The 22277-nt window shown below is 59.9% G+C and carries 21 protein-coding genes, 1 tRNA gene and 1 pseudogene; 15 read left to right on the top strand and 8 right to left on the bottom strand.

The genetic code is table 11. The features are described 5' to 3' along the window. Positions 1 to 213: 213 nt before the first annotated feature. The 3 genes from L9H78_RS00905 to L9H78_RS00915 all read right to left on the bottom strand — a co-directional run bounded on the left by L9H78_RS00905 (position 214) and on the right by L9H78_RS00915 (position 3902). Positions 214 to 1413, bottom strand: coding sequence for a M24 family metallopeptidase (locus tag L9H78_RS00905; protein WP_249620192.1), 1200 nt, complete (start codon positions 1411 to 1413; stop codon positions 214 to 216). 165 nt (positions 1414 to 1578) lie between these two features. Further along, positions 1579 to 2553 carry a MaoC family dehydratase gene (locus L9H78_RS00910; protein WP_249620193.1) on the bottom strand — a complete coding sequence of 325 codons (975 nt, stop codon included), beginning with the start codon at positions 2551 to 2553 and terminating at the stop codon, positions 1579 to 1581. Between the two features lie 32 nt (positions 2554 to 2585). After that, complete coding sequence (locus L9H78_RS00915) at positions 2586 to 3902, bottom strand: 3-oxoacyl-ACP reductase (protein ID WP_249620194.1); 1317 nt, start codon at positions 3900 to 3902, stop codon at positions 2586 to 2588. 160 nt (positions 3903 to 4062) lie between these two features. Here L9H78_RS00915 and L9H78_RS00920 point away from each other — a divergent pair, with 160 nt between their 5' ends. Both L9H78_RS00920 and L9H78_RS00925 read left to right on the top strand, forming a co-directional pair. Next, entirely contained in the window at positions 4063 to 5358 is a 1296-nt protein-coding gene (locus L9H78_RS00920) for an acetyl-CoA C-acetyltransferase (RefSeq protein ID WP_249620195.1), read from the top strand. An 84-nt stretch (positions 5359 to 5442) separates the two neighbouring features. Next, positions 5443 to 7623: an acyl-CoA dehydrogenase family protein gene (locus tag L9H78_RS00925; protein WP_249620196.1), complete on the top strand. Its 2181-nt coding sequence runs from the start codon at positions 5443 to 5445 to the stop codon at positions 7621 to 7623. 21 nt (positions 7624 to 7644) lie between these two features. On the opposite strand, the gene L9H78_RS00930 is transcribed toward L9H78_RS00925, so the two are convergent. Further along, on the bottom strand, positions 7645 to 8673 hold the full coding sequence (locus tag L9H78_RS00930) for a prephenate dehydrogenase (protein WP_126856761.1): 1029 nt from the start codon (positions 8671 to 8673) through the stop codon (positions 7645 to 7647). 39 nt (positions 8674 to 8712) lie between these two features. Here L9H78_RS00930 and L9H78_RS00935 point away from each other — a divergent pair, with 39 nt between their 5' ends. The 9 genes from L9H78_RS00935 to L9H78_RS00975 all read left to right on the top strand — a co-directional run bounded on the left by L9H78_RS00935 (position 8713) and on the right by L9H78_RS00975 (position 17215). Then, entirely contained in the window at positions 8713 to 9207 is a 495-nt protein-coding gene (locus L9H78_RS00935; protein ID WP_249618146.1) for a tRNA adenosine deaminase-associated protein, read from the top strand. Between the two features lie 12 nt (positions 9208 to 9219). After that, on the top strand, positions 9220 to 9822 hold the full coding sequence (locus L9H78_RS00940; RefSeq protein WP_347276367.1) for a nucleoside deaminase: 603 nt from the start codon (positions 9220 to 9222) through the stop codon (positions 9820 to 9822). Positions 9823 to 9879: 57 nt separating this feature from the next. Then, complete coding sequence (locus L9H78_RS00945) at positions 9880 to 10104, top strand: CsbD family protein (protein ID WP_144737275.1); 225 nt, start codon at positions 9880 to 9882, stop codon at positions 10102 to 10104. A 400-nt stretch (positions 10105 to 10504) separates the two neighbouring features. Then, a tRNA-Ser gene (locus L9H78_RS00950) sits at positions 10505 to 10595 on the top strand. Positions 10596 to 10782: 187 nt separating this feature from the next. After that, positions 10783 to 13338: an MMPL family transporter gene (locus L9H78_RS00955; protein ID WP_249620700.1), complete on the top strand. Its 2556-nt coding sequence runs from the start codon at positions 10783 to 10785 to the stop codon at positions 13336 to 13338. 62 nt (positions 13339 to 13400) lie between these two features. Beyond that, positions 13401 to 14651 carry a tRNA guanosine(34) transglycosylase Tgt gene (gene tgt / locus L9H78_RS00960; RefSeq protein WP_023018501.1) on the top strand — a complete coding sequence of 417 codons (1251 nt, stop codon included), beginning with the start codon at positions 13401 to 13403 and terminating at the stop codon, positions 14649 to 14651. Next, positions 14635 to 15549 carry a tRNA glutamyl-Q(34) synthetase GluQRS gene (gene gluQRS, locus L9H78_RS00965; protein ID WP_249620197.1) on the top strand — a complete coding sequence of 305 codons (915 nt, stop codon included), beginning with the start codon at positions 14635 to 14637 and terminating at the stop codon, positions 15547 to 15549. Before tgt ends, gluQRS begins: the two co-directional genes overlap by 17 nt. A gap of 435 nt (positions 15550 to 15984) precedes the next feature. Further along, positions 15985 to 16296, top strand: coding sequence for a transposase (locus tag L9H78_RS00970; RefSeq protein ID WP_249620198.1), 312 nt, complete (start codon positions 15985 to 15987; stop codon positions 16294 to 16296). A gap of 40 nt (positions 16297 to 16336) precedes the next feature. Beyond that, complete coding sequence (locus L9H78_RS00975; protein ID WP_249620199.1) at positions 16337 to 17215, top strand: IS3 family transposase; 879 nt, start codon at positions 16337 to 16339, stop codon at positions 17213 to 17215. Positions 17216 to 17805: 590 nt separating this feature from the next. Here the strand turns inward: L9H78_RS00975 and L9H78_RS10525 are convergent. Beyond that, on the bottom strand, positions 17806 to 17940 hold the full coding sequence (locus L9H78_RS10525; RefSeq protein WP_256364857.1) for a hypothetical protein: 135 nt from the start codon (positions 17938 to 17940) through the stop codon (positions 17806 to 17808). 50 nt (positions 17941 to 17990) lie between these two features. On the opposite strand from L9H78_RS10525, the pseudogene L9H78_RS10575 reads away from it, so the two are divergent. The 4 genes and pseudogenes from L9H78_RS10575 (at position 17991) to L9H78_RS10590 (ending at position 19274) form a co-directional block, all read left to right on the top strand. Next, a pseudogene (locus tag L9H78_RS10575) lies at positions 17991 to 18189 on the top strand (hypothetical protein). A gap of 34 nt (positions 18190 to 18223) precedes the next feature. Further along, positions 18224 to 18355, top strand: coding sequence for a hypothetical protein (locus L9H78_RS10580; RefSeq protein WP_347276369.1), 132 nt, complete (start codon positions 18224 to 18226; stop codon positions 18353 to 18355). Positions 18356 to 18367: 12 nt separating this feature from the next. Then, a complete protein-coding gene (locus L9H78_RS10585; RefSeq protein ID WP_347276370.1) occupies positions 18368 to 19114 on the top strand; it encodes an IS3 family transposase in 747 nt (248 codons plus the stop codon). Between the two features lie 4 nt (positions 19115 to 19118). After that, positions 19119 to 19274, top strand: coding sequence for an integrase core domain-containing protein (locus L9H78_RS10590; RefSeq protein WP_347276375.1), 156 nt, complete (start codon positions 19119 to 19121; stop codon positions 19272 to 19274). Here the strand turns inward: L9H78_RS10590 and L9H78_RS00985 are convergent. From L9H78_RS00985 to L9H78_RS00995, 3 genes are all read right to left on the bottom strand, one after another. Next, entirely contained in the window at positions 19271 to 19627 is a 357-nt protein-coding gene (locus tag L9H78_RS00985; RefSeq protein ID WP_249620200.1) for a hypothetical protein, read from the bottom strand. The two genes, L9H78_RS10590 and L9H78_RS00985, sit on opposite strands and share 4 nt — an antisense overlap. 188 nt (positions 19628 to 19815) lie before the next feature. After that, the gene (locus L9H78_RS00990; protein ID WP_249620201.1) at positions 19816 to 20577 is read right to left on the bottom strand and encodes a TetR/AcrR family transcriptional regulator; all 762 of its coding nucleotides are present in this window, start codon (positions 20575 to 20577) and stop codon (positions 19816 to 19818) included. Then, entirely contained in the window at positions 20574 to 22118 is a 1545-nt protein-coding gene (locus L9H78_RS00995) for an MFS transporter (protein ID WP_249620202.1), read from the bottom strand. Before L9H78_RS00995 ends, L9H78_RS00990 begins: the two co-directional genes overlap by 4 nt. Positions 22119 to 22277 lie beyond the last annotated feature (159 nt).

Here is a 22277-nt window from a genome sequence, read left to right on the forward strand (position 1 = left end):
GTCTACTCAGATGGAACAAAACCTGGGGCGCTTCACCCCTAGAAACGACCGAAGAAAAATGAGGACCGGCCCTGGACTGCTACGAAGAGCAGCGGAACCGGTCTTGATAGTACAAGCCTATGTGATTGAGTCGTGCTTAAGCAACGTCTCCGAGATCAAACCAAGCTTCAAGACTTTCCCGGGGCATAGATTCAGCTCACGAAGGCTCGAGAATTACCGCAGCTCACGTGGCTGCTGGTTCAGGTGGCGCGGGCCATCGGCTTCCAGCACCACAATATCCTCCAGGCGCATGCCCCACTTGCCCTCGACATAAATGCCGGGCTCGATGGAAAACGTGAAGCCTTCCTGCACCTGCTGCTTATTACCCTCCAGGTAGAACGGATCCTCGTGCGTCGACAAGCCAATGCCGTGGCCTAAGCGGTGGCTGAAGTTCTCGCCATAGCCGGCCTCTGTGATGATCTCGCGGGCAGCACGGTCAATCGACTCCGCCGTCGCTCCCGGTTTCGCGGCCTCGCGGGCAGCATGGAACGCGCGGGTGACAACCTCATAGGCATCGCGGAATTCCTGCGGGGCCTTGTCGACGGCGCCATCGACCACATACGTGCGGGTGGAATCCGAGCGGTAGCCATCGCCAAAGGCACCGCCCAGGTCGACGACTACCGGCTCGCCCGTGCGCAGCACGCGATCCGAGAACGAGTGGTGCGGGTTCGCGCCGTTTTCACCACAACCGACGATGATGAAATCAATGCTGTGGTGCTCGCGCAAGATCAGATCATGCAGCTTATCAGCCACTTCGCGCTCGGTGACGCCATCGCGCAGCAACGCCGGAACCTGCTCGTGCACGCGGTCAATCGCGGCCGCTGCGGCTGCTAGCTGCGAGATTTCCTCCTCGCCCTTGGCTAACAGCAACTGGCTCATCGCATCCGAACCCAATTCGATGCTGTGATTCGGCAACGCAGCATCCAGGCGCAGAACGTGATCAGCCGTCATGGCATTGGCCACCGCTACGGCCTTGTGCTCGCTGTTTTCTTCCAACAGTTTGCGGGTGATCTCATACGGGGACTGCCCGTCGCGCCAGGCCTCGAAGCGGAAACCGAGCTCGTCCAGGTTTTCCTGCTGCAGCGTCAGCACGTCGGTCTCCGGGCACACAGCCACCGGATCTTTGCCCGCACGCAGCACCAGGAAGGTGGCGCGCTCGTGGGAACTAAACGTGGAACCAGTCAGGTACTGGAACTCTGGCCCCGGGCTGACCAGGAAACCGGCCAAGTTCTGCTCGGCGACGATTTTTTCCGCTTTGGCTAGGCGCGCGCGGAAATGATCCGCGGTGACGGGGATATAAGTGCTGTTAGCAGCAGCGTGAGCGGTGGCGTCAGCAGCAGAGTCAGCGGCGGTGGAATTATTGTGAGACGACAAAACCTAGGCCTTTCGATTCGTGGTGTTTTCTCGTTATCTATGAACGGGTTTTCCCGCCAGAATAACAGCGAATCGGGCCTAGGCTTCTGGTGTGTGAGGAGTATAAAACTCCCGGCAGGTGCCAGTTGAGAGCTAGTTGAGAGTTAGCCGAGCGCTAGTCGAGTGCTAACTGAGAGCCTCGAATTTGCCGATGGCATGCACCTTCTTCGGATCTGAACCCTTAGTTACCTGTGCGTTCCAGGTAGCTGGGGTGTTGGTCGCCGGGGCGTTGGTAGCGGATCCTGGTTGGGCGCCTTCGCCGCGGAAGGTGTAATACGCGATGCGGGCTGGCAGGATCACTGGCTTCTGGAATTCCACAGTGTAGCGCAGCGCGCCGGGCAGTTCACCTTCCAAACCAGCGACCATCTTCGCGGCAGTCCACATGCCGTGGGCAATCGGGGCCGGGAAACCGAAAGCCTTCGCGCCGATCCTGGACACGTGCAGCGGGTTTTTATCGCCCGAGGCTTCCGCATAATCGTCAATGGTGTCTCGGTCCACCTTCCAGTTCACCGTGGCGGTCTCGTCGGCAACGTCCAGCCGCTCCAGCAGGGAGCCGGAATCCTCGCCGCGGGTGCGCACCTCATTCGGCGTCTGCGCAGAAAACTTCGCACCCATGCCCAAAAACGTCGAAGTCTGACGCCAAACCAGCTCACCGTCGACAGAGACCTCACTGATGAAATCCACCAACAAGCCCTTACGGTGCGGGCGCAGGTTTTCCGCGTGCACGCGCAGGGGCAGTTCGTCGTCAATGCGCAGCGGGCGGGTCTGCTCAATCTCGTTGGTCAGATGCACCATACCGGCCGCCCGGCACGGGAAGTCCGGCGCCAGCATCACCTGCAAAAACAGCGGGAAGGACAGCACGAACGGGTAAGTAATCGGCAGTTCGCTGCTATAGCGCAGGCCAGTCGCGCGGGTATAGGCGGCCAGGTGCTCGCGGTCTACAGTGAAATTCGCGACCTCAAACGCCGCCTGCGGGTCACCAGTGGCGTGGCGCTTGGTGCCCAACACCGGCAGAGTGTCCTTGACGACGCCGCGCAGCAGCTTCGACATATCGGGGACTTCGGCCAGCTTGGTGTAGTTGCGGGAATTTTGTGCAGTCATAAACAAGACCCTTCCTATTCCTCTATGCCTTCCTAGGCGCCCATCATGTTCTGGCCGCACACGCGCACGGTATTGCCATTGACCGCGCGGGAACCAGAGCTAGCGAAAAACGCGACTGTTTCTGCCACGTCCACCGGCTGGCCACCCTGGCTCAAGGAACTGATACGACGGCCGATCTCCCGCGGGCCGGTAGGCATGGCGGCAGTCATCGCGGTTTCGATGAAGCCCGGGGCCACGGCGTTGACGGTGCCGCCAGCGGCAGCCATTTTCTCGGCCAAGGCGTCGACAAGCCCGATCATGCCGGCCTTGGTGGTGGCGTAGTTGGTCTGGCCACGGTTACCGGAAATACCCGCCATCGACGAGATGCCGACGATATTGGCATCGGCTGCCAGGCCGCCATTGTTCAGCATCTGCTCGGTGATGCGTACCGGGGCCACCAGGTTGATGTTTTGCACCATCTGCCACTGGCCTTCGTTCATGTTTGCCAGCAGCTTATCGCGGGTGACACCAGCGTTGTGCACGATGATGTCCACGGCTTTGCCGTAGCGCTGCTGCGCGTGCTCGGTGATGACTTCGGCGGCGTTATCTGCGGTGACATCCAGTGGCAGGGCAGTGCCTTTCACCTTGTTGGCAACCTCGGCCAATGCCTCGCCTGCAGGTGGGATGTCGATGCAGATGACGTCGGCCCCATCGCGGCCCAGCACCTCGGCAATGGTGGCACCGATACCGCGGGCGGCGCCGGTAACTACTGCCAGCTGGCCAGCCAGCGGGCGTTCCCAGTCCACGTTCTCGTTCTCGGTGGCAGAAACGCGAATGACCTGGCCGGAGACGAACGCGGACTTGCCAGACAGCAAGAAACGCAGCGTGGATTCCAGTGCAGTGATAGGCGCGCCGGGCTCAACGTAGACCAGCTGGCCGGTAGCGCCCTTGCGCAGTTCCTTAGAAATGGAACGGGAGAAACCTTCCAGCGAACGCGCGACGATGCGGGCGTCACCTTCCAGGTCATCCGGGTTATTACCGATAACGACGACGCGGCCCGAAGCGCCGAGCTTACGCATCTGCGGGTGGAAGAAATCGTAGAGTTCGTGCAGCTGTTCCGGGCGGGTGATGCCGGTGGCGTCGAAGACGATGGCGGCGCGCTTGGAATCCGCCTCGGCGTCGAGAAGCTGGTAGTCCACCTGCAACAAGGAACGGATGTCGTCGGCAAGATCGCCGCCACCTACCACTACGGGACCATCCAGGAAGGGCTCGCCAGGGGTGTAGCGGCGGAGCTTGGTGCCCTGGGGGATGCCGAGTTTTGCGCCAAAGTCTGAGTTAATGACGCGTTCCAACATGGATTTTTTCGCCATTATGGGCCTCCTGTAGGGGGTAGAGACGAATTGTACGAATGGTTATGCGTGATTAAGGTTACACGAAATTGTGTAAAGTGAATCCCGGCACCCTATCCTAGGGTCACGGAAAAACTGCAGCAAGCAGACTGTTTTCTGAGACAAAACAAGGGAGAAAATTATGACCCAGCGCCGAAAAGTCGCGATCTTGGGCGGCAACCGCATCCCGTTCGCCCGCTCGAACAAGGAATACTCCTCCGCATCCAACCAAGACATGCTCACCGCAGCCCTCAACGGCCTGGTAGCACGCTATGGACTGCAGGATGAGCGGGTCGGTCAAGTCACCGCAGGCGCCGTCCTGAAACACTCCCGGGACTTCAGCCTGACACGCGAATGCGTATTAGGCTCCCCGCTTGATTCGCAGACCCCAGGCACGGACATCCAGATGGCCTGCGGCACCGGCATCGCAGCAGCCGTACACGTGGCCGACGCCATCGCAGCCGGACGCATCGAATCCGGCATTGCTGGTGGCGTCGATACCACCTCCGACGCACCACTGGCCGTCGGTGACCGCCTGCGCCGCACCCTGCTGGAACTGTCCCGCGCCAAAACCACCACCCAGCGCCTGAAACTGATCGGCTCCATCCGCCCGAAAGACCTGGCACCAGAAACCCCACGCAACTCCGAGCCACGCACCGGTCTATCGATGGGTGAGCATGCCGCAATCACCGCCCGGAAATTCGGCATTTCCCGCCAGGCACAAGATCAACTGGCTGTGGAATCACACCAGAAACTGGCGAAGGCCTACGACGAAGGCTTCTTCGACGACCTCATCACCCCATTTTTGGGTGTCACGCGCGATACCAACCTGCGCCCAGACTCCACAGTCGACAAGCTGGCCAAGCTCAAGCCAGTATTCGGCAAAAAAGACGCCGAACGGCACGGTGCCCAAGCCACGATGACGGCTGGTAACTCCACCACGCTGACCGACGGCGCCTCCGTCGCCCTGCTGTCCAGTGAAGAATGGGCACAGCAGCACAACATCCCCGTCCGCGCATACCTGGTGGACTCCGAAGTAGCCGCTGTGGACTTCGTGCATGGCGACGACGGCCTGCTGATGGCACCGACCTACGCCGTGCCCCGCCTACTGGAGCGCAACGGCCTGAGCCTGCAGGACTTCGACTTCTACGAAATCCACGAAGCTTTCGCCTCCCAGGTGCTGGCAACCCTTTCCGCGTGGGAAGACGAAGACTACTGCCGCGAAAAACTCGGTTTGGACCAGCCACTGGGTGCTATCGACCGCGACAAGCTCAACGTCAAAGGATCCTCACTGGCAGCCGGACACCCATTCGCAGCTACCGGTGCACGCATCCTGGCAACCGTCGCCAAGACCCTGGAAGAAAACGGTGGCGGCCGCGCGCTCGTATCTGTCTGCGCCGCTGGTGGACAGGGCATTACCGCGATCGTTGAGCGTTAAACGCTGAATGCTTAGCGCTGAGTGCTGAGCGCTGAACCAGCGTGAGAACAACTTGAGTAAGACCCTCCTGGAAGGAGAACCCCCATGAACCGCATCGCAGAATTTGCCAAGAACCTGGGCAAAGACTCGGGCAAAGATTCGGGCAATGGAGTTAAAGGCAACGGTGTTAAAGACAACGGCTCTGCCAACGTCGGCAAAAACGCCGGTAAAGGCACTGACCTGGAGACCAACTCGGCCAAGGGTACCCCGGAGCCATCCTCGCCACGCACCCTGCCGACGGAACCAGACCATGCCGCCGCCGGAGAATTGCAGAAGCTTCTCGACGGTAAGGCTGCCCCCTACCGTAAAGCCGTGCGCGAGACTTTGGAAGAAAAAGACCTCAAGCTCGACCTCAACGGTGGCATCGATGCGGTGCGTGACCGCATGTATGACCACATCAAGTTCCTGGTGGAATCCGGCGAATCCCGCCACTCTTTTTCTAAGGAAAACGGTGGTTCCGGCAACGCGTTGGCTGCGGTGTCTGGAATTGAGACCATTGGTTCAGTTAACCCATCGCTGACCATCAAATCGGGTGTGCAGTGGGGCCTGTGGGGCGGTGCTGTCGACAACCTGGGTAGCGAGCGCCACCGCCACTACATCGAAAAGATCCAAAACGCGGAGCTACTCGGCTGCTACGCCATGACCGAACGCGGCCACGGTTCCAATGTGCAAGAGCTGGAAACCACCGCAACCTATGACCCAGACACCCACGAATTCATCATCAACAGCCCAACTGACTCGGCCCGCAAGGTCTACATCGGCAACGCGGGCCGTGACGGCCGCATGGCTGCTGTATTCGCGCAGCTCTACACCCCAGGCGAAGAAGAATCCCACGGCGTGCACTGCCTGATCGTGCCCATCCGTGACGAGGACGGCAACCCGCTCGACGGCGTCGAAATCGGTGACCACGGCCGCAAGGGCGGCCTGCTGGGTGTGGACAACGGCACCCTGCTGTTCAACAACGTGCGCGTGCCACGCGAAAACCTACTGAACCGCTTCGGCGACGTGGAAGAAGACGGCACTTACGTATCTGCTATTGAATCGCGGAATCGCCGTTTCTTCACCATGCTGGGCACGCTGATCCGCGGCCGCATCACCGTCGGTGGCGCAGGCCTGGCAGCCACCCGCACCGCCAGCGACATCGCCATCCGCTACGCCAACCGCCGTCGCCAGTTCGAAGGTGGCGAAAAGGGCGTCGAAAAGCGACTGATTGATTACCGTCAACACCGTCGCCGTTTGCTCATCCCGCTGGCGCGCACCTACGCGCTGACGCTGCTGCAAAACCGCATTCTGGAACGTTACGACGACATGCTGAATAAGCAGGCGAGCGGTCAGTGGTCGGTGACTGACCCCACCGAGGAACAGCTGTTTGCCTCCCGCGAGATGGAATCGCTGGCTGCCGCCGTCAAGGCCGCATCCACCGAGCACGCGAACAAGACGCTGCAAGAAATGCGCGAAGCCTGCGGTGGTGCCGGATATATGTCCGAAAACCTGCTGACCACCCTGCGTGCCGACGCCGACATTTACTCCACCTTCGAAGGCGACAACACGGTGTTGATCCAAATGGTGGGCAAACACCTGCTGACCGCTTTCGGCCGCGATATGCAGGACCTTTCCCCATGGGACATGGTCAAATACGGCGTGGAAACTGCTGCCGATACCGTCCGCCGCCGCACCGGCATCCGCTCCGGCGTGCAGTCCGTCATCGATCTGGTCTCCAACCGCGACGAGGACTCGCTGTTCGACGCCGGTTACCAGGTTAAGCTCATCGAAGACCGCGAGCAGGCCGTGCTGCGCTCGCTGGTGCGTCGCATCGCCCCGGCCCGCAAGGCAGACCGTGCTGAGGCCGCTGAGATCGTCGACAAGACCCAGGACCACCTGATTGCTGTGTCCTGGGCGCACGTCGATTCGCTGCTGATGCGCACCATGGTGGAAGCCGAACTGGAACTGCCAGAAGGCTCTGCTGCACGTCAGGTATTTGAGCAGGTACGCAGCTTGTTCTTCTTCGACCTGCTGATCAAGCACGCCGGTTGGTACCAGGAGCACAACATGCTGCCATCCGGCCGCGTGAAAGCCGCCCGCGCCGCCATCAACGACCTGGTCGATTCCCTGGGCCCATGGTCACAGGTGCTTTCTGAGGCCTTCGCGACGCCGAAGAGCGCATGGAATGTGCCAATGCTGAACGACGGTGGCGTCGACGGCGGCAACAACAGCGTTTCGGCTTAAAGGGGCTTGGGCCAGCGCGGCCTAAAAAATCTCCATCCGGCCGCCGGTAGATTCCGTTTGCCGGAGCTGGTTCACCCAGCCCGGTGAACCCGGATGGAACCGCAACACCGGGCGGGAAGAAATCTTCACCGGCGACACCGACTCACGGCGCGCGCCAGTGCGTGCCTCCAAACGACGCCGCGCCCGGTTGCCCGCCACAGCCAGCTCACGGATCGACGGCGGATCCTGCGACAGCGTGTCGTGCGCCTCGGCCAATAACTCGATGGCTTCTTCCAACGCCTCGCACAGCGCCACGGAGTTGGTTTCGCACATTGCCTGAATCAACTCCGGGTTCGTTCCCGCCACGCGCGTGGCGTCTTTAAAGGAACCAGCCGCCAACGACTGCGCCAAAATCCCGCCATTATCGCCGGTCACCGACAACGCCAACGCCATCAAATGCGGCAAATGCGAGACCCGGGCGACGGCGTGATCATGATTGACCACTCGTGCCGGGATGGCTTCGGCGCCGGTGGCGGAGGCCATGCGCACGACGTCGGTAAACAGCTCAATCCAGCCCGCATCAATGGGCTGGCCATTTTTTTGTTGCTGATCAGCGTAGTCATAGGTAATTGCCCAGGTGGCGCGCTCAAACAAACCCTTGCGGGAGGCATTCCACCCCGACTCCGAGGTTCCCGCCATCGGGTGCCCGCCGACGTAGCGCGCCTCCATGCCGCGCTTGCGGATCTCCGCATACACCTCCCACTTCACACTCACGACATCGCTGATGCCGCAGCTGGGAGCGTATTCCGCGATCTGATCCAACACCGCACCCACTGCAAACATGGGCACCGCGACGACGATCAGTGCGTTTTCTTCCTCCGCCCGGCGCAGCACCTGCGGCAAATCGTCAGAGACGTCATAGCCTTCCGAGACCGCTTTGCGTGCGCCGGACGTCGAGCGGTTATAACCGAAAGCAGTATCGCCAGCTGCGACTAAATCGCGCAGCAAAGAACCTCCGATCAGCCCGAGACCGACTAAACACACTGGACGCGAAATTCTGGAGGATAACACGGTATCAATTTTGCCAGAATGCGACTAGTCTCACGAGGTATGAACCAGCAAGATTTTGGACCGAGCTTTTCCGTCGTCGTCACCACCGTCGATGGCGCCTGGACTGTGCGCAGCTACGCGGATGATTTCGACGACATCGACACGTCCATCACGCAGGTGCGCAATCTGCGTTCGGAATCGGCTGCTTTCGCGATGCTCTGCGTTGACGACGACTACTTCGTGCTGGTCCGCCCCACGCCCGGCGGGGTGCGCCTGTTGCTTTCCGACGCCACGATGGCCGTCGACGACGACTTCGCTGCCTCTGTGCTGGACCGCATGGACATCGACGTGCCGGATATCGACGTTGACGAACTCGACGAGATCGAAGGCTGGGCCGACGGCGACTTCGCGATCCTCGCTGACCTCGGCATTTCCGAGCAGATGCTGGAAGTCATGACCGACAACCTGGACGAGTCCCCCAGCGATCAGCTGGTGCGCATCGCTGAAGAGCTCGGCTTCGACGAAGAATTCCTGGACGTCACCGGGCTGGATTAGAGGGCCAATTTCGTGCTTGACGACGCAGCGGCGGACGCAGCGCAGCGCCCAATGCGCCGGGTACCTGGCGACGCATCGCCGCGCCGGGTGCTTGACGACGCAGCGGTGCGCTCAGAGCCTGGCGGCGCACCGCCACCCCGAGTGCTCCCGGAACAGTCCGCGCTCACGCGCGCCCGTTCCCGCATGGAGCACGCTCTTGCAGTCGCGCGCGACACCCCGGCCGGGGACATCCCCGTCGGGGCAGTCGTGTTTGGCCCAAGCGGCACACCGATCGCGGCGGCCACCAACCGTCGGCAAGCGGACAATGACCCCACCGCGCACGCCGAAGTACTGGCGCTGCGTGCGGCGGCGGAAAAACTCGGGCGCTGGCGTTTAGAGGACTGCGAGCTCGTGGTCACCCTGGAACCCTGCGTGATGTGCGCGGGAGCTGCGGTGGTCGCGCGGGTGGGCAGCATCGTGTTTGGCGCGTGGGAACCGAAAACCGGGGCATGCGGGTCATACGTGGATGCGGTGCGCGCGCCAGGGGCTTTGTACGTGCCAGAGGTGCGTGGCGGGGTGGCAGAGCACGAAAGTCAGCGGCTAATTCACAGCTTCTTTTCAGACTTGCGGCGGTGATCTCCGGTACAGTGGTTCGTGTTAGCTTCACAAACGTTTCCTAGGAGGGAAAATATAATGGCTGATGCAGAAAGCTTCCTGGACAAGGCTAAGGCTAAGGGCAAAGAGATCGTTGGCGAGGTTCTCGACAACGATCAGATGAAGAACGAAGGCAAAGGCGAGGCTGCAGCTGCTGAGGCTAAAGGCACCGTTAACGACGCCAAGGACCAGGTCGAAGACAAGGCTGGCGACCTGAAGGACAAGGCTTCCGAGACCCTCGGCAAGCTGACTGACGACAAGTAAATCGTCTGCTTAAAACACCCGGTTAGCTGTGCTGGCCGGGGTTTCCGCCCGTTCGCGTGCGGTGCATTGTGCACCGTGTGCGGCGGGCGGTTTTTGCGTGTGCGGTGGGGCGGGAGGGTTTGCGTCTGTGCCGCACTTGGCGGTGCGGGCGTAGATGCGTGTCGACGGCTGCGCTGGAGTCCGGGTTCGGTGCTGAAGCTGGATTTGGGGTCTGTTTTGGTGCATTTTTGCAAATAGTGGTCGGTTTGGGGCCTGTTTTGACCGACTATTTGTAAAAATGCACCAAGATTCCTATTTGCCAGCCGTCAACCCGCCGCGGCAACTCGGCCGTCAACCCGCCTACACGCCCCACCCGGCCCAGATTTGGACACAGACCGCGGTCTGTTCTATTCTTATCGACGGTGGCGTGTCCGAGCGGCCGAAGGTGAACGCCTCGAAAGCGTTTGTTGGGTAACCCCCAACCGCGGGTTCGAATCCCGCCGCCACCGCCATTTTTCGAGCAGATCCTTAAACCAAGGGTCTGCTTTTTTAATATCGACAACAGTGCTCGCTAGCAGCATTGGCTTGATCATGACGGTGGCATGTGCACACCAACACCTGCGTACAACGCCATGTTCGAAACCGCAACGCGCTAGCAGCAGCGCACAAGATGAGGCAAGACGAGGTAAGGCGAACAACGTGGCAAAGTTTTTGTACCGGCTGGGATTATTCTCGTTTCGCCATAGCTGGAGCGTGATCATCGCCTGGATCGTGATCCTGGCGGCCTCCGTCGGCGCGGCATTGAGCCTGTCCGGTTCGTTCACCGGTGATTTCGAAATCGATGACACCCCGACGATCGACACCACCAAGCGCGTCGTCGAGCTGTTCCCGGAAGACGGAAACCCGGCCGCCGCAGCCACGGTGAACCTGGTCTTCCAAGCCCCGGACGGCGAAAAGCTCAGCGATCCGGACAACACTGCCGCGATTGACGAGGTCATCGCCAGCCTGGAAGAAAACCTGGTCATCGAGAACGAGCTGCGCTTCGGCAACCCGGTCACGCTCTCCCCGGAGCTGGTGGAAACCGTCGAGCGTATGGGCGTCGAGCAGGGTCTGCCGGAGGAAACTGCCCGCCTGGACGCGGAACATCTGCGCCTGCTGAACGACGATGAAACCATCGGCTGGACTACCTTCCGCTTCGATGCACCGAACGCCTATGAGGTGCAGCCGGAACAGTACGACGCCGTCTACCAGGCCATGGATATTGGCCGCGACGCTGGCTTGACGGTGGAAGCTTCTGGCGAAGGTTTTGGTGACCCGATCGAGATCGAGTTGTCCAACGAGTGGATCGGTTTGTCCATCGCGTTCCTGGTGTTGGTGGTGACTTTTGGTTCGCTGATCGCGGCGATTCTGCCGATTATCACCGCGATTGTGGCTGTGGGCATTGGTGCTTTGTGGGTCATCACGGCCACCGGGTTTGTTGAGTTAAATGACATGACTCCGGTGTTGGCGCTCATGGTTGGCCTGGCTGTCGGCATTGATTACGCACTGTTTGTGATGTCGCGCTACCGCAGCGAGCAGCAGCGCCTACCGAATGACAAGGCCATCGCCCTGGCTTGTGGCACCGCGGGTTCGTCGGTGGTTTTCGCGGGCCTGACCAACTTCATCGCGCTGGCCATGCTGTGGGTTGCACAGATCGAGTTTCTTACCGCGATGGGCTTGGCCGCGGCAGCGACCGTCGCGCTGGCTACCGTCGTCCCGTTGACCCTGCTACCAGCAATTTTGGGCTTGCTTGGCGATCGCGCCTTCGGTTTCGCACTCCCCGGTATTGCAGGCCGCCCGCGTCGTAACGGCAAGAAAAAGCAGGGCCCGACGATGGGCCGACGCTGGGTGGGGTTTGTGCAGCGTTTCCCGGCGCTGTTGTTGCTGCTGGTTGTGCTTGGTTTGGGTGCGGCTGCTACTCCGTTGACGCGCTTGGAGCTCGCGTTGCCGAACGACACCACTGGTAACCCGGAAACCACGCAGCGCAAGGCGGCGGATTTGAAGGCGGAGGGGTTTGGTCCGGGCACGAATGGCCCGTTGTTGGCGCTTGTCGACGCCCACACGGTCAACGAGGACGCTGTCGCGTTGCGGTCGCTGATCGAGTTGCAGGGGGACGAAGCTGCCGCTGAAGGGACCGTCACCGACGAAGAAACCACCGACGAAGAAACCACCGAAGGCGCAGCCCGAGAAACCGAAGCTCCGCTGACCCGCGAGGACAAAGCCGCCCGCGCGAGCTACCTGTACACCGTCAATCAGATCAACACGCTCTCCGCTGTCGACCATGCCCAGTTGGTTGCGCTTGCCGACGACGGCCGCGCCGCCCAGATCCTGGTCACCCCGAAAACCGGCCCGGCTGATCCCGCCACCGTCGACTTGGTGGAAAACCTGAACCGCATCAACGCGGAGGTCGAACGCGCCACGGGTGTCAGCGTCGGCCTGACGGGCCTGACCGCGGTGCAGGTGGATATCACCGAGCGCCTGGCTCAGGTCATGCCGGTGTATCTGGCGGTAGTCGTCGGCGTGGCTGTGCTCTTGTTGATCATGGTCTTCCGGTCCCTGCTGGTGCCGCTGGTCGCTGGGGCCGGGTTCCTGCTTTCGGTGGGCGCGGCTTTCGGCGTCACGGTGCTGTTTTGGCAGGAAGGCCTGGGCGGATTCGTCGACGCTCCGGGGCCGTTGATCTCGTTTATGCCGATCTTCCTCATTGGCCTGACTTTCGGGCTGGCCATGGATTATCAGATCTTTTTGGTTACCCGCATGCGGGAGGCGTTCGCCGCGACGCACGGGGATGGTCTGCAGAAATTCGCTCGCCACGACCCGGATGCGCGCGATTACAACCAGATCGACTATTCCACCATCGCTGGGTTTAGCCAGGGCGCGCGCGTCGTCACGGCGGCAGCTGTCATTATGATCGCGGTGTTCGTTGGTTTCATCGGCCAGCCGCTGCCGTTTATCAGCATTTTTGGTTTTGCGTTGGGTGTGGCGGTGCTTTTCGACGCCTTCTTCATCCGCATGACGTTTGTGCCCGCCGCGATGTTCTTGATGGGGCGCGGTAACTGGTGGTGGCCGCGTTGGCTGGACAAGGTGACCCCGCACCTGGATGTGGAAGGCAGCAGCCTGGAAGATGACGACGAGGTAGCGGCGCTGGATCGGGAAGAGCAACAGAGTGAGCATGCGATGCGCAACGAGCAACCCAGCAAGCATCGCACAATAAATTAAACACAGCACGATAAGTTAAGCGCAGCACGGCACATTAGCCGCAGCACGATAAACTAGCGGCTATGACCGATCTGAGTTTCACCGTCAACACCCACCTGGATCTAGCGGGAATGCAAGGCCGCACGGGCACGATCACCACCCCGCATGGCCCGATTAATACCCCGGCGTTTATCCCGGTGGCCACCAAGGCGACGGTGAAAACGCTGAGCCCGGAACAAATTCGGCTCACCGGTGCGCAGGCGATCCTGTCCAACGCGTACCACCTGTACCTGCAGCCGGGCCATGACATTGTCGACGAGGCTGGCGGCGTCGCCAAGTTTGAAAGCTGGCATGGGCCCACCTACACGGATTCCGGTGGGTTTCAGGTGATGAGCCTGGGCGTGGGGCATAAAAAGACCATCAAGATGGATTATGAGCAGGAGATGGCGGAGTTCACCCCGCGGAAGGTGAATAAGGACTCGTTGGCGATTGTCGACGAGGACGGCGTGAATTTCCGCAGCGTGTTGGACGGTTCGCGGCACCGGTTTACTCCGGAGAAGTCGCTGCAGATCCAGCACGGTTTGGGCGCGGATATCATGTTTGCGTTCGACGAGCTGACCACGCTGGTGGATACCCGCGCTTACCAGGAAGAATCTGTGGCGCGCACGCACCGCTGGGCGGAGCGGTGCTTGGCAGAACACGACCGGTTGACGCGGGAGCGTGCGCACCGGCCGAAGCAGTCGCTGTGGGGCGTGATCCAGGGGGCACAACATGAGGATCTGCGCAGGCAGGCCACCCGGGGGCTGGTGTCGTTATCACAGGAGGCCGAGGCTGCCGGTCGGCGTGGTTTCGGTGGCTATGGCATTGGTGGCGCGTTGGATAAGGGCATGCTGGGCACGATCGTCGGCTGGGTCTGTGAGGAGCTTCCCGACGATAAACCTCGCCACCTGCTGGGCATTTCCGAACCGGACGACGTGTTTTGGGCAATTGAAAACGGTGCGGATACCTTCGATTGCGTCTCGCCGACGCGCCTGGGCCGCCGCGGTGGTGTCTACACGCTGGATGGTCGGATGAACCTGAAAAACAAGCGCTTTGAGCGTGACTTTTCTGGTGTCGATGAGGAATTCGGCGGCTATGTGTCGCAGAATTACTCGCGCGCGTATATCCGGCATTTGCTCAAGGCCAAGGAGTTTCTGGCGGGCACGTTGTGCACGATCCACAACCTAGAATTCATGATTCGCCTGGTTGATAACATCCGGCAATCGATCGACGGCGGCTATTACCGCGAGTACCGCGATGAATTCCTTGGCCGGTACTATGCACACACCAAATAGGGGCCGCTACGCGCCGTCGCCCACCGGGGATCTGCACTTTGGCAACCTGCGCACCGCGGTGGCGGCGTGGTTGTTTGCGCGTGCCGACGGGCTGGGCTTTGTGGTGCGCGTCGATGATTTAGATTCGCAGCGGTGCCGGGAACACTTCGTCGACAGTCAGTTGGCGGATCTGCAGGCGATCGGCCTGGACTGGGATGATCGCGGTGCGGAATTGCGGCAGTCGGATCGGCAGGCGGCTTATGCCACAGCCGTCGACAAGCTGGCAGGCCAAGGGTTGGTGTATGAGTGTTATTGCTCGCGCAAGGAGATCCAGCAGGCCGCGTCCGCGCCGCACCAGCTTCCGGGAGAGTACCCGGGTACGTGCCGGGATTTGAGCGAGGCGCAGCGCGCGAAAAAACGTGAGGAACTTGCTGGTCAGGGTCGGGTTCCGGCGTTGCGGCTGCGTGCGGGGTGTAGCGAGTTCAGCATCACCGACCGGTTGCACGGCGAATACACCGGCCGGGTGGATGATTTTATTGTGCGTCGTGGTGGCAATGCGGCGCAGGCGCGTGATTATGCCTATAACCTGGCGGTTGTGGTCGATGATGCGCACCAACAGGTCACGCAGGTGGTGCGAGGGAATGATTTGTTGTCGTCTGCGCCGCGGCAGGCGTATCTGGCGCAGCTGTTAGGCCTGGCCGCGCCCGAGTATGTGCACGTGGGCTTGGTGGTTAACGCCGACGGGCAGCGGTTGGCGAAGCGCGATGGCCCGATTTCTTTGCGCACCATGCCTGCCGCTCGAGTCGTCGGAGAGATTTTCGCATCCATTGGCTGCGCTGGTGCGACGTCGTTGCACGAAGCTCTCGAGAGTTTCTGCCCGGAAGCGCTTGCCGACGACTACGTGTGGGCGGGAGGCTAGCAGCGCTAGTTCTCTAAAACTTCATCGTGTTTAAGAAGCATGGAGCTGAGCACGCCCAAGTGCTCAAATTGCGCCTGGAATGCATGAGCATGCCCGAGAGCGCAGACAAACTCGGCTGCTCAGTCGGCACCGTCCACTGCTACGTCACCGAAGCGACAAGTCGGAAAGCTCCCCCGAGATCGCCAACTGTTGCCCGGCTGGCGACACACGCCAACCATTATTTCAAGATTTTGCTGCTCGTCTCGCTACAGCTTCCCGCCCCAATATATAAGTAGCTCCTACGAACCCGAAAAACGCGATAACCCAAAGAAGGGTCGTAAAGCCTGAGCTGGGCAACGAAGTTGCCAGGAGTAGCAAAGCGGAACTCAATAGTGCAATTAGAATACTGAAGCGTCCTGGGTTTAGTTCCTACCTCAGCTAAGGAAGGATTGAACTATGCCTAGAAAGTATTCCGTCGAGTTCAAGGAGAAGGCGGTCCATCAGATCATAGAAATGATCCGCCTGGAGTCTTGCTCACTGCAACGTGCCTACACAGAGGTCGGTGAGCTGCTTGGAGTATCTCACCACACATTGCGGACTTGGTACCGTGACAGTGCTTCAGTACGTGATATTTCTGACGCGTCAGGCGGCGAAACAATGGAAGAAGAACGTGGGGCGTCTGCGCCGAGAAAATCGCGAACTGAAACGCGCAAACGGGATTGTCAAGACTGCTTCGGCTTTTTCGCATCGGAACTCGACCGACCCTAAGACCACATGATCTCCTACATCGACGCGTACAAAGATCAGTTTGGGGCCCGGGGCCATCTGCAGAGTCCTTAAACAAGCAGATCGTGGATTCATTACTTCACGCGGCTACCGCAAAGCCACCACACGCGCCCGCAGCGCAAGAGCCTTAAGCGATAGCCTGCTCATCCGAAGAGATACAGCGTGTGCATGCGGAACAATTTCTCGGGCTACGGCATCCGCACAATGTGGCACGCGATTGAGTCGTAAAGGCTTTTATATCGACCGTGACAAAACCGCACGCCTGATGAAGCTAGCAGGTGTTTCCGGCCGCAGACGCGGACGGACCCCCGTGACAACGATCATCCCGAAGACACCGGATCATCGCCCGGACCTGGTACAACGAGACTTCTGCGCACAAGCACCAGGCAGGCTTTGGGTTGCCGACATTACCTACGTTCGCACTCTGTCAGGATTCGCCTATACCGCGTGTGTCGTAGACGTCTACAGCCGAAAAATTGTTGGTGTTGCTACACGCTCGACGATGCGTACCGATGCGCTGCCCATGAAGGCTTTGGAGCATGCGTTAACGACTGCAGGGCGAAACCATGGAAACCAGCTGATTCACCACAGCGATCGGGGCAGCCAGTACGTGTCGTGGGAGTATTCGACCGCGCTAGCGGAATCCGGAATTCGGCCGAGTGTAGGAACAGCCGGCGATTCTTATGACAATGCTCTAGCTGAGACCGTCAACGGTCTCTACAAGGCGGAACTGATTCATGCTCAAGGCCCGTGGACATCGGCGGGGGAAGTCGAATTGGCCACCTTGCGGTGGGTGCATTGGTGGAACACTAAGCGGCTTCACGAAGCATTGGACTACGCCACCCCACAAGAAGTCGAAACCGAGTACTATCTTACCCAGCCCATCAACACAGGGTCGTAAAAAAGCGGAACTAAACCCAGGACGCTTCAGAAAGGCGCGCGGCTACGTCATGCACCCCAAAATTGAAGCCTGCACTGGTTCTAGCGCGCCAGGTAAAGCCACCAGAAGTGAGCGCAAGGCACTAGCCGCCATGGGGCGCAGAGGCGGTAAGAAAGCCGCAGAGCGCTGGAAAACAAACCCTGACGGTAAATATGCGCGGGGCCGACGTAAGGCACTCATCAAAGCTAATCAGCGTCGTTCAGCAGGAGGGCGCAGTCAGGGCATTATAGGAGCGCCGCATACTTTGACGATACTTTCTCTCAGACAGGGAAATACCCAACTGTGGCTGAGGCTGCGTCTGAGTTCGCAGTTTCAAACAGGACGGTGCAGTGTACAGCTTTCCAAAGCTGGAATCACTCTCCCCCTCAGGACGCAAAAGGTAACAAGCCATAGGTAATAGACGGTTCCCTGCCGTTAGGTAGTTAGATAAAACTCGTTAAGCACTATCTTGAAGCGTACTGGAGACAGAAGCCCTCTATTTGACGTGTTAAATCTGATAAAATCCGGTTCGTCAACTCGGATGAGTGACGAACCGGAGCGAATGTAATATTTTACTTATTTGCAAATAAAACTCGAAGGCCTTTTCCTTGGAGCTTTGGATTATTTTCCATTCGCTTTTTTAGACCAAGGGCATAACCAATGCTGCCCCCAGCAAAAACGACAATTGCGATGATCCACAGTGGCATGAGGTTCTCCTTTTAGCAGTGGGTAGACACCCATGTCCAGAATACTTGAAGTGTCCCAGGTTTTGTTCCGTTTGAGTAGATGGGGAAATCTGGAACATGCCCAGAAAATTTGACCAGGATGCGAAGGACCGTGTGGTCCGTCTCGTGGAAGATCGCATCGTGGCGGAAAATATGTCGATGCAAGCTGCGTGCCAGGCAGTAGCCCCAAAGCTGGGAGTTTCATGGCACACGGCTCGTCAATGGACTTAAGCCTGCTCGCCGTTCGGGAACCATCCCAGAACCTGTGGGTGAAGATTTGGCCGCCGAAAACGCAAGGCTACGCCGTGAAAACCAAGAGCTGCGAGATACCAACGAGTTGTTGAAGGCTGCCTCGGCTTTTTTCGCGTCGGAACTCGACCCGAAACGTCGGAAATGATCCGGTTCATCGATGAATACCGGGATCGTTTCTCTGCCCGAGTTCATCTGTACGACGTTGAAGAACAATCGCGAAGGTGGCTTCATTACCTCGCGTGGTTATCGCCAGTCCAAAGCTCGTGGGCAAAGCGCTCGTCGCCTTCGTGATGCTGGTCTGGTTGAACGTATTAGTGCTGTTCATCAAGCTAATTACGGTGTCTACGGTGTGCGCAAAATGTGGCATGCTCTTCGCCGTGAAGGAATCGATATCGGCCGTGAACATACCGCCCGGCTGATGCGTTTGGCTGGTGTTTCTGGTAAAGGTAAAGGCCGGTCACCGGTGACCACTCGTAGGTCAAAGACGGTGGATACGCACCCGGATTTGGTGCAACGTGAATTCAACGCCGAAGCACCGAATAAGTTGTGGGTGGCCGATATTACTTACGTGCGCACGAAGAAAGGTTTTGTCTACACCGCGTTTGTCACCGACGTGTACTCCAGGCGGATCGTTGGGTGGGCGCTATCGGATTCGATGCGCACCGAGGCTTTGCCGCTGCAAGCTCTCAACCAGGCGATAGTGTGTGCTGAAGAAACGACAGGTTTGGTGCACCATTCGGATCACGGGTCGCAGTATGTCAGCGTGGTCTACAACGAGCGACTTTCCCAGCACGGCATTACAGCTTCCACCGGCAGTGTTGGTGACTGGTATGACAATGCATTGGCTGAAAACGTGAACGGCCCCTCACAAAAACGAACTGATCCATACTCGCAGGTGGGATGACGTTATCGAGGTAGAAAACGCGACATTCGAGTGGGTGTCATGGTGGAACGAGACAAGGCTCCACCAGAGCTTGGGGTACCGCACCCCGGTTGAGGTTGAAGACGCGTTGTGGGAACAAGATGCGTCTCGGGAAATAATAGAGAATAGGGTAAATGCCTAGGAACGAAACTTAGGACACTTCACAGCGTTACACAGGTAGACTCTCCAGGCGGTAACGATTCCAGGAGCTCGGGATTCCGCAACCGGCCCATGTTCATCCTGTTCCTCAAACCCGAGCACCTCATTGCGATTCAAAACAGTCACTCCATTTGGGCTATTAATGGTGATCGTGTTCGCCGCAGCATCTTCCGTCAGGGTCGTAACACCATCAGGGCCACTGATTGTCGTCACATCCCCCTCTGTAGTGATAGTGGTTTCTTCGACATTCGCACCGATTTCTTCGGTAGCTTCCATTGTCGATTCGGCAGCCCCAGCCGAATGCGCTCCTCCGAGCGCAATGCTCAGAACAAGCACAATTCCCGTCACCCTCTTGGACACCTGAGTCTTCTGCAGGTGCAGGTTTTCCGGGGCGTAATCCTGCTTGCACGAAGCTCTCGAGAGTTTCTGCCCGGAAGCGCTTGCCGACGACTACGTGTGGGCGCCAGCATGCTAGCAGTGCCAGCGCGCTAGCGCTCCAGCACGGCTGTGCCGCTCATCGGGCGTTACTTACCCAATTGCGCCGCGTAGACCTTCGCGAGCGTCGCCAAGCTGGCATATAGGGTGGCGTCGTCACGATCGATCAGCCACAACTGCGCGGTGCCGAACAGCGCGCCGAGAATATTTTCAGCCAACATATCCGCTGGCTGCGCCCAGGTTTTCCCGGTGGCTGTGGCGAGGTAGTCCAGGATGCTGCCGATCAGTTCGCGATAGCTGGCGTTGGACTCTTGCATGATGACCCGCAGCTGCTCATCGCGGGCGCACATCAGCGCGAGTTCTTGCTGCGCGGCTTCTTCCCATGGGTCGCCGATCAAGTTATCGGCGTAGCTGGCAAAAGCGGCGTGCAGGATACCTTCTGGGGAAACGGCCTGCTCTGCCGGGCTGGCCGCTTGTTTCGGGGTTGCGGCTGAACCGGTGGCCTGCTCTGCCGGGCTTGCCGCATGTTCCGGGGTGTTGGCTTCCGGGGCGGCGAAGCGTCGAAAAGCGGCCGTGGAACGATCAATATCGTCCCGGACCACGGCACGGATCAGCTCGTCTTTCGAGTGGAAAGCGTAGTGTACCGAGCCATGCGGCACCCCGGCTTCCTTAGCGACGGCGCGCGTCGTCAAGCCGAAGGCCCCATCGCGGGCCATGACGGTGTGGGCGACGGCGGTGAGTTCGCGGCGGCGTTGCTCGGCGGGGATGCGTTTGCGGGACTGCTGGGAGTCAGAGTTGGGGCTAGAGCTGGCACTAGCGTTGGATTCGGTGTTCGGGTGTGTGCTGCTCATCGTGGTGAAATCTCCTGCGGGTGGTGGACGGATTCCTCGATGCGTCGGGAATATTCGCGGATGCCCCACCAGCCGGCGGCTGCCGCGCCCAGCGCGATGAGTGTGCCAGCGCCAGTGGCGACATTCATGCCGGTCAGGTAGGCGTCGTTGGCGGCGTCGATGAGCTGGCGTGCCTGGTCGGCGGGCAGGCTAGCGGCGATCTCGTGTGCCCCGCCGAGGGTATCGCGGGCACTGACGGCCTGTGCGCCCTCCAACCCATGCTCATCGGCATGCAGGTTCCGCGCATATACTCCCAGCCCCAGGGTGCCGAGCAGCGCGGTACCCATCGCGCCACCGAATTCGTAACCGGTTTCCGAAATCGCCGAGGCCGCCGAGGCGCGCGCCGGGGGAGCGGTGCTGAGCACCACCTCGTTGGTCAGCGTTTCCGAGAAGCCGATGCCGAAACCAACCGCGGCTGCCGCAGCCACGACCAGCAGCATCGTCGATCCGGTGTCCAAGAACGATGCCAGACCGAAACCAAACGCGGTGATCGCAGAACCAATGGTGATGACCTTCCGGATGGAGACCCGCTTGGCGACGGACGGTGAAACGAAGGTTCCGGCCATCGTCGCCACGGCCAGCGGCAGCATCCACAGGCCCGCGCTCATGGAGCTATGGCCTTTGACCAGCATGAGGTACTGCGGATAGAAGAACGTGAGCCCCAGTAGTGCGAGGGTGGCTAGCATGTTGACGGTGATCGCGGCGGCGAATCCGGGGCGCGCGAAAAGTTCCAGGTCGATCATCGGGTTGGATATACGACGCTGGCGGCGGATGAATAGCGCGATGAAAGTGATACCCGCGACTAACGCGACGACGCTCGCTACCGATGGTTGTTTGATCAGAGTTTTCAGCGCGTAGACGACCGGGAGCAGACCGGCGATGGACAGCGCAGCCGAAGGGTAGTCGAATTTCTGCGGGTTTGGGTCGCGTGATTCTGGCAGCAGGTACCACGCGGCGGGCAGGAATAGTGCCATGACCGGGGCGTTAATCAGGAATACTGAGCCCCACCAGAAGTGTTCCAGCAGCAGACCGCCGAGCACCGGGCCGAGCGCGCCACCGCCACCGAAGGCGGCTGCCCATACGGCGATGGCTAGGCGTCGTTCGTGCGCGTCGTCGAAGATGGTGCGGATTAGCCCCAGTGTCGACGGCATGAGGGTTGCCGCGGAGGCACCCAGAGCGGCGCGGGCGAGAATCAGCAGCTCCGGGTTGGGGGCGAATGCCGTCGCCAGGGAGGCCAAACCGAATGCGGGGGCACCGATCATGAGCATGCGTTTGCGGCCGAAGCGGTCGCCAAGCGAGCCTGCTAGCACCAAGAGCCCTGCCAGCAGGAAGCTGTAGATGTCGATGATCCACAGCATTTGTGCGGAAGTTGGGCCGAGGCCTGCGCTGATGGCGGGCACGGCGATGCTGATGACGCTCATGTCGATGCTCAGCAGCAGCACCGGGCCGACGAGTGTGGCCAGCGCGAACCAACGTGCCGCGGGGGATTGCATCGCTGTCATGGGTTTTCAGCACCGCCTTGAGAACTAGATGTGTGATTTCGGATCCTGAGCAGGTGCACAGGACTATTTGGCCGGGTGGCCAAGTCGACTTCCGCTAGTCTGCCATAAACTTGGCCGTCTGGCCAATAGTGGGGCGTGAATATACAACGTGATTTATGC

Origin of the sequence: Corynebacterium pseudodiphtheriticum, from assembly GCF_023509295.1 — a bacterium.
GTDB classification, from domain to species: domain Bacteria; phylum Actinomycetota; class Actinomycetes; order Mycobacteriales; family Mycobacteriaceae; genus Corynebacterium; species Corynebacterium pseudodiphtheriticum.

Excerpts from the sequence above, each read along its gene's own strand:
- L9H78_RS00910 (WP_249620193.1), bottom strand. The coding sequence starts at position 2,553 with ATGACTGCACAAAATTCCCGCAACTACACCAAGCTGGCCGAAGTCCCC.
- L9H78_RS00915 (WP_249620194.1), bottom strand. The coding sequence starts at position 3,902 with ATGGCGAAAAAATCCATGTTGGAACGCGTCATTAACTCAGACTTTGGC.
- L9H78_RS00920 (WP_249620195.1), top strand. The coding sequence starts at position 4,063 with ATGACCCAGCGCCGAAAAGTCGCGATCTTGGGCGGCAACCGCATCCCG.
- L9H78_RS00925 (WP_249620196.1), top strand. The coding sequence starts at position 5,443 with ATGAACCGCATCGCAGAATTTGCCAAGAACCTGGGCAAAGACTCGGGC.
- L9H78_RS00935 (WP_249618146.1), top strand. The coding sequence starts at position 8,713 with ATGAACCAGCAAGATTTTGGACCGAGCTTTTCCGTCGTCGTCACCACC.
- L9H78_RS00945 (WP_144737275.1), top strand. The coding sequence starts at position 9,880 with ATGGCTGATGCAGAAAGCTTCCTGGACAAGGCTAAGGCTAAGGGCAAA.
- tgt (WP_023018501.1), top strand. The coding sequence starts at position 13,401 with ATGACCGATCTGAGTTTCACCGTCAACACCCACCTGGATCTAGCGGGA.
- gluQRS (WP_249620197.1), top strand. The coding sequence starts at position 14,635 with ATGCACACACCAAATAGGGGCCGCTACGCGCCGTCGCCCACCGGGGAT.
- L9H78_RS00970 (WP_249620198.1), top strand. The coding sequence starts at position 15,985 with ATGCCTAGAAAGTATTCCGTCGAGTTCAAGGAGAAGGCGGTCCATCAG.
- L9H78_RS10525 (WP_256364857.1), bottom strand. The coding sequence starts at position 17,940 with ATGCCACTGTGGATCATCGCAATTGTCGTTTTTGCTGGGGGCAGCATT.
- L9H78_RS10585 (WP_347276370.1), top strand. The coding sequence starts at position 18,368 with ATGAATACCGGGATCGTTTCTCTGCCCGAGTTCATCTGTACGACGTTG.
- L9H78_RS00990 (WP_249620201.1), bottom strand. The coding sequence starts at position 20,577 with ATGAGCAGCACACACCCGAACACCGAATCCAACGCTAGTGCCAGCTCT.
- L9H78_RS00995 (WP_249620202.1), bottom strand. The coding sequence starts at position 22,118 with ATGACAGCGATGCAATCCCCCGCGGCACGTTGGTTCGCGCTGGCCACA.